13 protein-coding genes are annotated in these 13,716 nt (G+C 65.9%); 4 read left to right on the top strand and 9 right to left on the bottom strand.

The features are described 5' to 3' along the window. Positions 1–114 precede the first annotated feature (114 nt). The 7 genes from AC4D1W_RS16770 to rhaI all read right to left on the bottom strand — a co-directional run bounded on the left by AC4D1W_RS16770 (position 115) and on the right by rhaI (position 8,519). Positions 115–1,044, bottom strand: coding sequence for a DMT family transporter (locus AC4D1W_RS16770; protein ID WP_490892750.1), 930 nt, complete (start codon positions 1,042–1,044; stop codon positions 115–117). A 61-nt stretch (positions 1,045–1,105) separates the two neighbouring features. Then, on the bottom strand, positions 1,106–1,828 hold the full coding sequence (locus tag AC4D1W_RS16765; protein ID WP_490892751.1) for a cupin domain-containing protein: 723 nt from the start codon (positions 1,826–1,828) through the stop codon (positions 1,106–1,108). After that, positions 1,825–2,730, bottom strand: coding sequence for a DUF6807 domain-containing protein (locus AC4D1W_RS16760; protein ID WP_490892752.1), 906 nt, complete (start codon positions 2,728–2,730; stop codon positions 1,825–1,827). The genes AC4D1W_RS16765 and AC4D1W_RS16760 overlap by 4 nt, the downstream gene beginning before the upstream one ends. After that, complete coding sequence (locus AC4D1W_RS16755; RefSeq protein ID WP_490892753.1) at positions 2,723–3,850, bottom strand: Gfo/Idh/MocA family protein; 1,128 nt, start codon at positions 3,848–3,850, stop codon at positions 2,723–2,725. Before AC4D1W_RS16755 ends, AC4D1W_RS16760 begins: the two co-directional genes overlap by 8 nt. A gap of 15 nt (positions 3,851–3,865) precedes the next feature. Continuing rightward, positions 3,866–5,305, bottom strand: a complete 1,440-nt coding sequence (locus tag AC4D1W_RS16750; protein ID WP_490899480.1) for a rhamnulokinase — start codon at positions 5,303–5,305, stop codon at positions 3,866–3,868. An 8-nt stretch (positions 5,306–5,313) separates the two neighbouring features. After that, the gene (locus AC4D1W_RS16745) at positions 5,314–7,350 is read right to left on the bottom strand and encodes a bifunctional aldolase/short-chain dehydrogenase (RefSeq protein WP_490899479.1); all 2,037 of its coding nucleotides are present in this window, start codon (positions 7,348–7,350) and stop codon (positions 5,314–5,316) included. Between the two features lie 2 nt (positions 7,351–7,352). Next, entirely contained in the window at positions 7,353–8,519 is a 1,167-nt protein-coding gene (rhaI, locus tag AC4D1W_RS16740; RefSeq protein WP_490892756.1) for an L-rhamnose isomerase, read from the bottom strand. A gap of 196 nt (positions 8,520–8,715) precedes the next feature. Here rhaI and AC4D1W_RS16735 point away from each other — a divergent pair, with 196 nt between their 5' ends. The 4 genes from AC4D1W_RS16735 (at position 8,716) to AC4D1W_RS16720 (ending at position 12,278) form a co-directional block, all read left to right on the top strand. Continuing rightward, on the top strand, positions 8,716–9,768 hold the full coding sequence (locus AC4D1W_RS16735) for a LacI family DNA-binding transcriptional regulator (RefSeq protein WP_490892757.1): 1,053 nt from the start codon (positions 8,716–8,718) through the stop codon (positions 9,766–9,768). A 163-nt stretch (positions 9,769–9,931) separates the two neighbouring features. Next, the gene (locus AC4D1W_RS16730; protein WP_490892758.1) at positions 9,932–10,279 is read left to right on the top strand and encodes an L-rhamnose mutarotase; all 348 of its coding nucleotides are present in this window, start codon (positions 9,932–9,934) and stop codon (positions 10,277–10,279) included. Next, complete coding sequence (locus AC4D1W_RS16725) at positions 10,276–11,364, top strand: Gfo/Idh/MocA family protein (protein ID WP_490892759.1); 1,089 nt, start codon at positions 10,276–10,278, stop codon at positions 11,362–11,364. Before AC4D1W_RS16730 ends, AC4D1W_RS16725 begins: the two co-directional genes overlap by 4 nt. Then, entirely contained in the window at positions 11,361–12,278 is a 918-nt protein-coding gene (locus tag AC4D1W_RS16720) for a family 43 glycosylhydrolase (RefSeq protein WP_490892760.1), read from the top strand. Before AC4D1W_RS16725 ends, AC4D1W_RS16720 begins: the two co-directional genes overlap by 4 nt. 6 nt (positions 12,279–12,284) lie before the next feature. Here AC4D1W_RS16720 and AC4D1W_RS16715 read toward each other — a convergent pair whose 3' ends face one another. Both AC4D1W_RS16715 and AC4D1W_RS16710 read right to left on the bottom strand, forming a co-directional pair. After that, on the bottom strand, positions 12,285–12,806 hold the full coding sequence (locus tag AC4D1W_RS16715) for a recombinase family protein (protein WP_490892784.1): 522 nt from the start codon (positions 12,804–12,806) through the stop codon (positions 12,285–12,287). Between the two features lie 197 nt (positions 12,807–13,003). Beyond that, positions 13,004–13,477, bottom strand: a complete 474-nt coding sequence (locus AC4D1W_RS16710) for a GNAT family N-acetyltransferase (protein ID WP_490892761.1) — start codon at positions 13,475–13,477, stop codon at positions 13,004–13,006. Between the last annotated feature and the right edge of the window lie 239 nt (positions 13,478–13,716).

The following is a 13,716-nucleotide window of genomic DNA, read 5'->3' as shown; positions in this document are numbered from 1 at the left end:
GCTCCGCTGAAAGGAGCGCACCACCTGAACTCTTACGGATGTTGCGAGCGGCCGCGAGTCGAAGGACCACGTGGAGTACATCTTCGCTGTTACGGAACAGGGCGTCGTCGCACCCTAAGGCACGCCCACTGCCGTCCGGACGTTGCGGCGCACCGGGACGGTGAGCACCGCGAGACTCGCAATCACCAGCCCGACGCCGATCCACCCCGCTGCCGGCAGCCTCTCACCCACAATGACGACTGCGAGGATTGCCGCAACCACAGGTTCCGCCAGGGACAGCGTGGTTGCGGTGCTTGCCTTCACCCGGGCGAGCCCCAGCCCGAAGAACACGTACCCGAGGAACATCGGCACCAGCGCCATGTAGAGGCCGACGCTGAAGTTGTTCCATGACTCGAGCAGCGGCGCCCCGGTAGCGAAAAGGACCGGCATGAGCAGGACCCCGCCCACGCCGAAGATCACGCCCATGGTGACCCGGGATGGCACCCCGCCCTGCATGGTGCGGTGCGCCGCCCAGGAGTACAGCGCGTAGGTGACCCCGGCCAGCAGCCCCAGCAGAACTCCGGCGGCGGTGTTGCCCGCTTCCGCCGCATGCGCCGGCTCGACGAACGAGAGCAGCACCACTCCCGCCAGCCCGACGCCGGCGCCGAGCACCCAGCGCTGCGTCAGCCGGTGCCCGTCGATGACCCGTTCGATGACCGCCGACGCTATGGGCGCGGAACCGATCGAGATGACGGTACCTACGGCAACCCCGGCCAGGCGCATGGAACTGTAGAAGGCGAGGGGGTAGATCGCCACAGCGAGGCCGCCCACGGCGATGGTGAGCCACCGTCGTCGTAATTCGGAGCGGGCGTGAGCCAGTGCAGGTCCGGCGAAGGCCGCCTGCAGGAGGCCGCCGACGCCCATCGCGGCTGCACCTATCGCGAGGGGGCCTACCGCCGGTGCGAAGCTGGCGACGGTCCCGGTGGTACCCCAGAGGACCGCCGCGACGAGGACGAAGACGGCGCCGAGGCCAGCGCCGGGGGAGTGGGTCACAGCTGCTCGCACGGGGTCATGGGTTCAAGCCTATTGGTTGAGACCTGTGGGGCACTCTTGGCGGAAGTGATCGTCAGCGCGACGCGGGCGTCCACGTCCCAAGCCGCCCGCACATCCCGAAGGCCCGCGGCCCGGGTCGGGGTACGGTACGCACGACGGCGGCATCCCCCAGGTGCGAAGCGTCGCCCTCTGCGAGGGAAGCCAGTTGCGCGCGGGTTGTTTCGACGTCGACGAGGACGGTGTCCGACCAGAGCTTGGTCCACTCCTCGACCCGGGGCTGCACCAGCGCCGCCGCGGCCGCGTAGAACTCCTCAAGCGGACCCCGGTCGCCCTTCTCCAGCGCGGCCAGAAGGGAGCGATAGCCCTCGATCGCAAGGTCGCGCCGTCGTCGTGCTGCTTCCGCCCGTTCGCTTTCACTACCCTCCGGCAAGGTCACGGCCAAACGGTAGCGGTCTGCGTCGGAGACAATGTCCAGCGGGAAGGTCAGTACGGCGTCACCGGCCTCGGGCAACCCCGAGTTCTGCATAACCGTGAGGATATAAAGGTCGCCGGAGTTGAGGAGCCGATGCACCGTGCCGGGGCTGAACCATAGCACGGACCCGGCACTCAGCGAATCCTGCGCGAAGCCCTCGGAGGAGAGCGTGTGCACCTCGCCCGAGCCGCCGACCACCACGTAGCCCTCGTTCGACACCGTGTGCAGGTGGGGTGTTCCGCCGTGGTGGCCGTCGTCGGTTTCCCATTCGTACACGCGCAGGTCGCTGATGCCTACGCTGCCGGGAAAAGCGGGGATTCTCAAAGGGCTGCGCCCTTCGCGATCCGCTCGACCTCGTCGCGCCCGCAGATCCGGTCCACGAAGACGTAGCGGTGCTGCAGGCGCAGCGACTCTCCCGCGGCGAGCGTGATTTCCTCATCGAACGCGGGGGAGGGCGCCAACGCCGCGAAGGGCTCGCTGCGGACGAACCACTTGAGCGGAACCGACGACGACGACGTCCCCGCCAGGGCCACGATGGTCGCCCCGCCGTCGAGCTCGTCATTCTCTCCGGACAGCGCGATCCACGGTGCGGAAGTGCCCATCATCGCCTCACCCTCTACGCCCTCGGGTCCGAGAATCGAGCACCCGGTCCAGCTGCGGGGACCGCGCCAGAAGAAGCCCGTGTAGCCGGCGTTGGGGCGGCCGTGCGTGGTGGGGCTGCCCAGGTCGAGGGGCCGGTCGGACACGTTGGTCAGCTCGGTGGAGAAGTCCAGCTGCCAGGACTGTTCCTGCAGGTCAACGGCGGAAAACGCAGTCTCTCGCTGCTCCGAGAACCAGCGCTCGCCGGACGAGTTGCGCCACGTCAGGGTCTCGCCGAGGGCAATGCGGTCCGGAGAGGTGGAAAGGGAAGGAAAGCCCTCGTGCTCGATGGAGCCGAGGTTCTCGCGCCACTGGTAGTCCGTCTCCGGCGAGAAGGTTGGGCCGCCCCAGAAGTTCTGGCCCGATACGTGGGACCACGTCATCTGCAGTCCCTTGTGCCAGCGGTGGTCCCACGGGCGGAAACCGGTCAGCGGCGCACCGCTGAGGGTCCGTAACGGGTGCAGATACGGCTTCGGGGCTTCCGAACGCGTGGCCGGCGGGATGAACACGTACGTCGCCAGGTCAACGGAACCGCACGAGATGACGAGTTCACTGTTGGTGGGACGGCTGAGCTGCAGTTCAGGCATCGACTGCTTCCTTGGTTGGTGAGCTTGGTCCGTTCGTGGTGGCGGCGCCGTTCATGGACGAGTAGAACGGATTGTCCGAGGTCAGCTCGCTGCGCTTGATTCGTTGACCAGTGATGGCCGACTGGTACAGCCCGGCAACGAGCTCAAGCACCCGCCGTCCGTCATGCCCGGATGCGGCCGGTCGCTCCCCGCGCTCCAGGGAGGACACGAGCTCCTCCAGCTGCACCGCGTGGGAGCTGGCGAGGTTCTGCGTGGGCTCCCAGGCACTCGCCGAGGCCGGGTCAACGTGGGGTGCCGGTGTCCACGTCCAATGCGAGTTGTCGTACCCGTACAGGTGCTCAACCTCGACGGTGGCGTCGGCGAAGTCGAACCGCAGGTAGCTGGTTTCCCGCGGGGAGAGCACGCTGTTCACCACGGAGACGATGGCACCGCTCTCGAACGTCACGTGGGCGAACGATACGTCCTCGGTCTCGACGTTATGGTGCAGGGTTGCCATCGTCGCGGTGATCTCGGTCCAGTCGCCGAGGAGGGACAGCAGGAGGTCCATCTGGTGGATACCGTGCCCCATGGCGGGTCCGCCGCCCTCGGTTTCCCACTTACCCCGCCACGCGACGTCGTAATAGGCGGTATCCCGGTACCAGAGCGTGTGGCAGATACCGATCAACGGTGCACCCAGATCACCCGCGGCAATCTGTGACCGCAGGGTCTGCGCCGCGGATCCGAAACGGTGCTGGAAAACGTAGGCTGCGTACGGGCCGTTCTCGCCCTCATGTTCCAGGATGGCGTCGTACTCGGCGAGCGACAGCGTCGGCGGCTTCTCACACCACACGGAGGCACCGGCGTCGAGCGAGCGGATGACCGCCTCGGTGTGCGAACCCGGCGGCGTGCACACCACCACGAGGTCGGGCTGCACCACCGCGAGCATCTCGGGAACGGTCGTGTAGGAGGAGGGTGCGCCCCATTCCTCTGCCACTTCGCGTGCCCGGTCCGCGTCCATGTCGACGATGGCTGCGAGCTCAACCCGGTCGCCGAGGCCACGCAGGGCGGGCAGGTGCTGCCCCTGGGCGATTCCTCCTGCTCCGACGACGGCGGTACGGATGGGTTTGGTGCGAACTTCCACTGGTGATCCTTTGCGTTAGCTTCTGGTCAGTGCTGTTTCGGCTTTTCTTGAGGGCTCGTAGCGCTGCGTGCTGGCCGTGCTTCGGACCGCGGCGCGGATATGGGCGAGGGTTGCGCCCTCACCGAGTGCGCCGTCGGCCCGCGCCTGTACCAGCACGTTACCGAGCGCAGTTGCCTCCACCGGGCCTGCGACAACTGGTAGCCCGGTGGCGTCCGCAGTGAGCTGGCACAGCAGCCGGTTCTGCGAACCGCCCCCCACAATGTGCACGACGTCGATCGGTTGCCCGCTCAACTCGGCCGCCTGCGCCAGCGTGCGCGCGTACACCTGAGCGAGACTGTCCAGAATGCAGCGTACGACGGCGGCCTCGGACTCGAGTGCGGTGCCCGCCGCGCGCCGGATGCGGTCCGGCATGTTGTCCGGGGCGATAAACGCGTCCGAATCGGCGTCGATCAGCGGACCGCCTGCGGGTAGCGCAGACGCTTCCGCCAGGACGTTCTCGAGGGTGACCTGCGGCCCCCATTCGCGGAGGCATTCCTGCAGCAGCCACAGGCCGCCGCAGTTGCGCAGGTACCGGATGGTGCCGTCGACCCCTCGTTCGTTGGTGAAGTTAGCGGCGCGGCTGGCTACGGTGAGGATTGGTTTGGGCAGCTCCACGCCCACGAGTGACCAGGTGCCGGAGGAGATGTACGCGAACCGGGAACCGGCCTCTGCGGGAACTGCCGCCACGGCTGATGCCGTGTCATGGGACCCCACGGCCACAACGGTTGTCGCAGGATCCAGCCCGGTCCGTTCGGCGACTGCGGGTAGCAGCGTGCCCAGCGCATCACCGGGTTCGATCAGTGCCGGGAAGACCGAGCGCGGAATCTCCAAAGCGTCGAAGAACTCGGCTGCAAGGTCACCCGTCGAAGCATCAAGCAGACCCGTGGTCGAGGCGTTCGTGATTTCGGTGCGGCGCTTGCCCGTGAGCCAGAAGCCCAGCAGGTCCGGAATGAGCAGCGCCTGCACGCCCGTCAGGGAGGGCTCGGCGGCCAGTTGGTAGACAGTGTTGAACGGCAGGAACTGCAGCCCCGTGGTGCTGTAGAGCCGTTCGAACGGGACGCTCGCGTGCACCCGGTCCACCACGCCGGCCGTGCGCGAGTCACGGTAACTGTGCGGCTGGGAGGTGAGGGCGCCGTCGTCGTCGATCAGTCCGTAGTCCACGGCCCAGGTGTCGACGCCGATACTCGCCACCCGCTCGCCTTTCGCGTCCGCCTGCTCGCGTGCCAGCGTGAGGCCGCGCAGCACCTCCTCGAAGAGGGCAGCGATGTCCCAGCGCAGCGCGCCGTCGATCTCCTGCACTCCGTTCGGGAAGCGGTGCACAACCTCGAGCGACGGCCCCGCGGCGTCCATCCGGCCGAGAATGATCCGGCCGGATGAGGCGCCGATATCGATGGCTGCGTAAACCGCAGGGCTCATCGCTGGGCCTAACGGAGGAACGCGGCGGCTACGCCGGCGTCGACCGGGACGTGCAGCCCGGTGGTGTGTGACAGCTCAGCGGAGGTGAGCACGACGGCGGCGTTCGCGACGTTCTCGGGCAGCACCTCGCGCTTGAGGAGGGTCCGCTGGGCGTAGTACTCGCCGAGCTTCTCTTCGTCCACACCGTAGACCGCGGCGCGCTTGGCGCCCCAGCCGCCGGCGAAGATGCCGGAGCCGCGGACCACGCCGTCGGGGTTGATGCCGTTGACGCGGACGCCGTACTCGCCGAGTTCAGCGGCAAGCAAACGCACCTGGTGAGCCTGGTCGGCCTTGGTGGCTGAGTACGCGATGTTGTTGGGGCCGGCGAAGACGGAGTTCTTGGAGGAGATGTAGATGATGTCCCCGCCCATTTCCTGGTCGATGAGGACCTTCGCGGCGGCCTTGGAGACCAGGAAGGAGCCCTTGGCCATGACGTTGTGCTGCAGGTCCCAGTCCTTCTCGGAGGTTTCCAGCAGCGGCTTGGAGATGGACAGGCCGGCGTTGTTGACCACGAGGTCCAGCCCGCCGAAGGCAAGCACGGCGGCGTCGATCGCTTCCTGGACCTGCTCGGGGCTGGTGACGTCGGCCTGGATGCCGATAGCGACATCAGGGCCACCGAGTTCCTCGGCCACCTTCTCAGCGTTTTCGAGGTTCAGGTCCGCGATGACCACGCAGGCACCCTCCGCGGCGAGGCGGGTGGCGATGGCCTTGCCGATACCGGATGCGGCGCCGGTGACCAGCGCGATGCGGGTGGCGTGGGACTTGGGCTTGGGCATCCGCGCAAGCTTGGCTTCCTCCAGCGCCCAGTACTCGATCCGGAACTTCTCCGACTCATCGATGGGGGCGTAGGTGGAGATCGCCTCGGCGCCGCGCATCACGTTGATCGCGTTGATGTAGAACTCGCCGGCGACGCGTGCGGTCTGCTTGTTGGCGCCGTAGGAGAACATTCCGACGCCGGGGATGAGGACAATGGCCGGGTCGGCTCCGCGCATGGCCGGGGAATCGGCGTCGGCGTGGCGCTCGTAGTAGCCGCGGTAGTCCTCGCGATATTCGGTGTGCAGTTCCTTCAGCCGGGCAACGGAGTCCTCGATGGACGCATCCGCCGGCAGGTCCAGAACCAGGGGTTTGACCTTGGTACGCAGGAAGTGGTCCGGGCAGGAGGTGCCCAGCGCTGCCAGACGCGGGTGCTCGGTTGCGGCGAGGAAGTCCAGGACGACGTCGTCGTCCGAGTAATGCCCTACCTGCGCACGGTCGGTGGACGCGATGCCGCGGATCACCGGTGCCAGCGCCGCAGCCTTCGCGCGGCGCTCCTCCAGCGAGAGGGCTGCGTAGCCCTGCAGGGGTACCCCGAACGGGTTGGGGCGGCCGTTCTCGGCGATGTAGCGTTCAGCGGTTTCGATGATCCACAGCGAGTTGTTCTCGGCTTCTTCGGAGGTCTCTCCCCACGCCGTGATGCCGTGTCCGCCGAGGATGGTGCCCACGGCCTGCGGGCTCTTGGCCTTGATCTCGGCGATGTCCAGGCCCAGCTGGAATCCCGGACGGCGCCAGGGGACCCACACCACCTTGTCGCCGAAGATCTTCTCGGTCAGGGCTTCGCCGTCCACCGCGGTGGCAATGGCGATGCCGGAGTCTGGGTGCAGGTGGTCAACGTGCGCGGCGTCGACGAGGCCGTGCATGGCGGTGTCGATCGAGGGGGCTGCGCCGCCCTTGCCGTGCAGGGTGTAGTCGAACGCGGCGACCATTTCGTCTTCGCGGTCAAGGCCGGGGTAGACGTTGGTGAGGGCGCGGAGGCGGTCCAGGCGCAGTACGGCCAGGCCCTGTTCCTTGAGCGTGCCCAGGTCACCGCCGGAGCCCTTCACCCAGAGGAGTTCGACGTTCTCGCCGGTGACCGGGTCGGTGTCGGTGCCCTTCGCGGAGGTGTTGCCGCCGGCGTAGTTGGTGTTGCGCTTGTCCGCGCCGAGCCGGTTGGAGCGGTTGATAAGGTCCTGAACTGTCTGATTAGCCATAATTATGCGCCCCATCCTGCCTGCTGACCGCCCTCGCGGTCTGTGTTGATCTTTTCCTGGTAACCGCTGGCCGCGTAGGCAGCCATGGGGTCCGCGGGAAGGCCGCGGGATTCACGCCACTCGGCCAGGGCCGGGCGGACGTCTGTGTAGAAGGCGTCCATGAACAGAGCGTGAGCGCCCAGGACGTCACCGGCTTCCTGCGCCGTGGTCAGCGCGCCGCGGTCAACGAGCAGCGCACGGGCTGCCATCTCCTGGACGTTGAGAACGGAGCGGATCTGACCGGGGATCTTCTGTTCGAGGTTGTGGCACTGATCCAGCATGAGAGCCACGTTGCTGGCCGGGTCCAGCGCGCCGCCGCGGACCACCTCGTACATGATGCGGAACAGCTGGAACGGATCCGCCGAGCCGACGATCAGATCATCGTCGGCGTAGAAGCGCGAGTTGAAGTCGAAGGAGCCGAGCTTACCCAGGCGGATCAGCTGCGCGACGATGAATTCGATGTTGGTGCCGGGGGCGTGATGGCCGGTGTCCAGGCAGACCAGGGCCTTCTCGCCGAGGGCGAGTGTGTGGGCGTAGGAGGTGCCCCAGTCGGGAACGTCCGTGTGATAGAAAGCCGGCTCGAAGAACTTGTACTCCAGAACCATGCGCTGGTCATCGCCGAGGCGGGCGTAGACCTTCTGCAGCGAGTCATGCAGCCAGTCCTGGCGGGAGCGCATGTCGCCCTGGCCGGGGTAGTTGGTGCCGTCGGCCAGCCAGATCTTCAGGTCCTGGGAGCCGGTGACGTTCATGACGTCAATGCACTCGTACATGTGGTCAAGGGCTTTGTTGCGCACCGCCGGGTCACTGTGCGTCAGGGAACCGAACTTGTAGATGTCGTCCTGGAACGTGTTGCTGTTGATGGTGCCCAGCTTGATGCCGAGATCCTGCGCGAAACCTGCCAGCTCCGTGTAGTCCTCCACCTTGTCCCAGGGGATGTGAAGCGCAACTGAGGGCGCCAGGCCGGTCAGTTCGTTGACCTTCGCGGCGTCCGCGATCTTCTCCTGCACAGTGCGCGGAGTGCCGGGCGTCTGGAACACCTTGAAGCGGGTCCCGGAGTTGCCGTAGGCCCAGGAAGGCACCTCAATAGCGAGGTTCTCCAAGGTGGGGGTTATGCGGCTCAGGTCAACCATTGCTTCTCCACATCTACCGCAGCTGGCTCCTAGCCGGCGCGCGTCGTCGTTGTTTTGCACCGACTCTTCACAGTGCCTGCGGAGGCTGCGGTGGAGAGTCAGCCGATGAATCTTATTTTGAATCGATTCATTGGCACGTTTCAAAGGTATCCTTGGGGATAAGTGGTGTCAAGCAATCTGAGAAGACTGCTCATTTATGGACATCTCTCGCCGCACAACCCATCACTTCACGAAACGAGGGTTCGCCCCGATGGTCAGTATCAAGGACGTTGCCGACCAGGCGCAGGTTGCTGTCGGCACCGTGTCTAATGTGCTCAACAATCCCGACCGCGTGGCTGAGAAGACCCGCGAGCGGGTACTCAACGTCATTGCCGAGCTGGGTTTCGTGCGCAACGACGCAGCCCGGCAGCTCCGCGCCGGTCTGAGCCGCACCATTGGCCTCATCGTCCTTGACGTGAGCAACCCGTTCTTTTCCTCGCTTGCGCGCGCCGCGGAGGACCGTGCGGCGGAGTCGGACAGTACGGTGCTGCTCGGAGACAGCGGGCATGACAGCGACCGAGAAAGCCGCTACCTCGACGTGTTCGAGCAGCAGCGGGTCAAGGGCGTCCTGATTTCACCGGTCGGAAATGTTGACGCCCGGCTCGAGCAGCTGCGCGCGCATGGCGTGCCGGTTGTCCTGGTGGACCGCGTGGATCCGCAGCGCCGCGTGAGCTCGGTGTCTGTCGACGACGTTGCCGGCGGCTACATGGCGGTGAAGCACATGCTGACGCGGGGACGCCGGCGGGTCGCCTTCATCGGCGCATCGACCGACATCCAGCAGGTTGCGGACCGCCTCACCGGCGCGCAGCAGGCCGTGGCGGAGTACCCGGATGCTGAGCTTGAGGTTGTTGAGGCGGCCGCAATGACTGTCCTTGCGGGACGGTCCGCCGGTGAACTGCTCGCCGAGCGCGGCCGCGAAAGCCTCCCGGACGGTATCTTCTGCGCCAACGACCTGCTGGCCATCGGCGTCATGCAGGCGGTGCTGCTTATCCGCGGGCTGCGCATCCCGGAGGATCTCGCGCTGATCGGCTATGACGACATTGACTTCGCCCAGTCCGCCGTAGTGCCCCTGTCCACGGTGCGACGACCAACCGAGTTGATGGGGCGCACCGCCGTCGAGCTCTTGCTTGAGGCGATCGAGCGCACCACCCCGGAGAGCCGGCAGGTCATCTTCCAGCCCGAGCTGGTCAGCCGCGGGAGCACGCTCTAGGAACCTCGCACTCCTCGAGAACTTTCGGGCAGCTTTGGCGGGTTCGACGCCCGTTCGGCCCGCCATTCGCGCACAAAAACTCGGTCCGTATTCCGGATGCGGAGAACCCGGTCGGTGGTAGCATCTGCTCTGAAACGATTCATCCCGCTCGACGAGGAGAACCATGGAACGCGTCTGTTTCCAGCTGCAGGTGAAGCCCGACCGCCTCGAGGAATACAAGCAGCGCCACGCGGCTGTGTGGCCGGACATGCTGCGCGCCCTCAAGGACACCGGGTGGAACAATTACTCCCTCTTCCTCCGGCCTGACGGGCTGCTTATCGGGTACCTGGAATCGGAGGACTTCGCCGCGGCTCAGCGCGCCATGGCAGAGACTGATGTCAACGCCCGGTGGCAGGCCGAAATGGGCGAGTTCTTCGTGGAGCTCGAGGGCCGCCCGGACGAGGGGTTCCTCCTGCTCGAAGAAGTGTTCAACCTCGAGGACCAGCTCAAGGGCGCAGGGAGCACCGAATGACCCGCACTCTCCGCGCCGCGATCCTCGGCACGGGCGCCGTTGCACACCTCCACGCTGAGGCGCTCGCCAAGATTGACGGCGTCACCGCCGTCGCGTCCGCGGACCCGAGCGAGGAACGGGTCCGCGACTTCAACGCCAGGCACGGGATTGCAGCCGGGTACGGAACGCTGGAGGAACTGCTCTCGGCGGAGGCCGTCGACGTCGTTCATATCTGCACGCCGCCGGCGGGGCACGCGGAACAGACAAAAGCAGCGTTCGACGCCGGTGCCCACGTGATTGCCGAGAAGCCGCCCGCGCTGTCCCTCACGGAAGTGGACGCCATGCAGGCCGCGGCCGTCGCAGCCAACCGGCAACTCGCCGTCGTCTTCCAGCAGCGGACCGGCACGGCCGCTACGCACATCCGGAACCTGCTCCGGTCGGGTGAGCTGGGCAGGCCGCTGACCGCCGTCTGCCATACGCACTGGTACCGCGGATCGGAATACTACGACGTGCCGTGGCGCGGGACCTGGGAGAGCGAGGGCGGCGGGACCACGCTCAGCCATGGCATCCACCAGATCGACCTGCTTTCCTACCTGCTCGGCGAGTGGAGTTCCGCCTCGGGTCAGCTGTTCCGGCTGGACCGCGAGGTGGAGACGGAAGACACCTCATGCGGCGTCGTCGTGTTCGAGAGCGGCACCGTCGCGTCGGTGATGACCACGGTGCTCGCGCCGCGCGAATCGAGCCTGATCCGCATCGACACCGAGCACGCCACCATCGAACTTGAGCACCTCTACGGTCACAACCATGCAAGCTGGAAACTGACGCCGGCCCGCCACGTCGAAGCGGGTCGCGTTGCCTCCTGGGCGCTGCCGTCGAACGAGGTGCCGAGCGGGCACGATGCGCTCCTGTCCGAGGTGTACGGTTCGCTGTTCGCGGGGGCTGACGTGCCCCCAGTCGCGGCTGATCCAGCGCGTGCCATCGAGATCGTCGCTGCGCTCTACGCCTCCGCCGACCGTGGACAGCCCGTTACGCGCGCCGAGCTGGCCGCCCCGGATTTCCGCGGCAGCATGCGCGTCCCGGTGACGGACCTGCGTCCCGAACGGTGAGTGCGCCGCTGCTGGCCGACCCGCTTGGCGGGCCGACAGACCCCACAGTCATCCGGAATGAGCAGACCGGACAGTGGTGGATGTTCTACACCCAGCGGCGTCCGGCCGATCCCGGTCTCGGGGTTGAGTGGGTGCACGGCAGCCGGATAGGCGTAGCCGTGTCCGACGACGGCGCCCGCTGGCTTTACCGCGGTGTGGTCGAGGGCCTGGACCCCGCGGGAGAGCCCGGCCCGAACACGCACTGGGCACCTGAAGTGGTGTGGGACGGGAACCGTTATCACATGTACCTCACGTGGATCCGTGGGATCCCCTCAACCTGGGCGGGCCACGAGCGCCGTATCGCTCACCTGGTCAGCTCGGACCTTGCACGCTGGGAACACTGCGGGTTCCTTGAGCTGAGCTCCGACTACGTCATTGACGCAGCCGCCGCGCGCACTGCCGATGGGCTCCTGCGCCTCTGGTACAAGGATGAAGCGGACGGCTCGACCACCTACGCCGCGGTGAGCTCGGACTGGCACATCTGGACGGTTGAGGGGCAGGTCGTCGGGGGAGTGCCTCATGAGGGTCCGAACGTCTTTGCGCTGGGTGGTTGGCTGTGGATGATCGTGGATGAGTGGCTCGGTCAGCGGGTCTACCGGTCCGACAACGGCGTTCACTGGTCTGCCCAGGGCATCATCCTCGATGCGCCGGGTGGGCATGCGGAGGATCGGCAGGTGGGGAGGCATGCCGACGTCGTCGTTCGCGGTGAGGAGGCAATTGCCTTCTACTTCACGCACCCCGAGTGGGACGGAAGCAACGACGTCGAGCTGCAGGCGGGCGGGCTGCGTCGCTCGGAGATCCACCGGGCCAGACTGTGGGTCGCGGATGGTGTGCTGCTGTGTGACAGGGACGTTCCAGCGGACTTGCCGCTTTGAGCAGGCCTATACCGGCCGCTTAGGGGTGGCGGCACGCCTTTGAACTTCGCGGTAAATTGTCGCGCGGGAGACGCTGAAGAGTTCGGCGAGTTCTGCCTGCGTGTACTTGTCCGAGTCAAGCAACTCGTACAAGTGCCGGCGGCGGGTTACTGAAAGCTTGGGTTGTTTCCCGCGTAGCCGGCCCTTGGCTTTCGCAACGGCCATCCCTTCGCGGGTCCTGGCGCGAATCAGGTCGGTCTCGAATTCGGCGACCATGCCAAGCACATTGAACAGCAGCCGACCTACCGGATCAGTCGGATCGTAGACGCTGCCGCCGAGGCTGAGAGACACGCCCTTGCGGGTAAGTTCGTCTGCTATGTCGCGTGCGTCAGGCAGCGATCGCGCGAGTCGGTCGAGTTTGGTGACCACCAGGGTGTCGCCGGCTCTTACGGCGGCCAATGCTTCGCGCAGTCCTGGGCGTGCCCGGTTTGTGCCGGTCAACCCATGGTCGACATAGATGTACTCGGCCTCAACCCCGAGGGCTGCCAGGGCTTCTCATTGGACGGTGAGGTCCTGTTCATTCGTTGAGACGCGGGCATAGCCGATCTTCACATTATGAGTGTTGCAGTTAACGCACCCTCATCGCTCAATTCATCGTGCGGGTCTTACGTACCTGGACTTAGATAGCAGGTGTTTCAACAGTCATGCTAATCCTCGGGTGTGCGTCGGGGTTCGGCCGGCCGCTTTCAGCGAGCTTGAGGGGCTAAAGTCAGACTCATGAAAGTGCTGTGCGGGTCTGGCGCGTAGGTACCGAAGGGCGCGCACTCCTCGAACCCGTGTCGTTGGTATAGGCGTCGTGCGTTGGCGAAGTAGTCCTCCGTTCCCGTTTCGAGCGAAAGGCGCTCATAGCCCTTGGCCCGGGCTTCGTCGATGATCCGGGCGAGAAGGAGGTTGGCGACACCGCGTCGTCGCGCCGGCGCTGCAGTGCGCATGGACTTGATTTCTGCCTCGTCGTCGGTGAGGTGCTTCAGCGCACCGCATCCGACCAGGAGCCCGTGTTCTCTGGCGGTGTAGAAGGTGATGCCCGCGTCAGCCAGCGCAGAGTGATCGAGCGCGTGCACACTGTCGGCGGGCGAGGTCGCATACATGTCGCTCAGGTGCTCATCCAAAAGCAGTTGGACGTCAGCTCGCATTGGACTGTCTGTCTGTACGGAGATCATTTAGGGGTTCCTCACGCAGTTTCTGACAGGATTCTAAGATGCCGGTGTTTCAAACATGTGAAGCGACGTTGCGGTAGAACGGCGAACAATCAGTTCCGGCACCATGGTCCGCGGGTTGTCAGCGATGGTCGAAAAGTGAGCCGTTTTGTGGGTTGAAAAGTGAGCCACTTTGACCCTGGTTATTCTGCCGTATTTTCCGGTCTTGTCGAGGGTAGGGACTCTGCCTGGGTGTGTTTGAG

Source organism: Arthrobacter sp. TJ-170 (assembly GCF_058269305.1).
The sequence above is the reverse complement of the archived record's forward strand: the minus strand, read 5'-3'. Positions and strand labels throughout refer to the sequence as shown.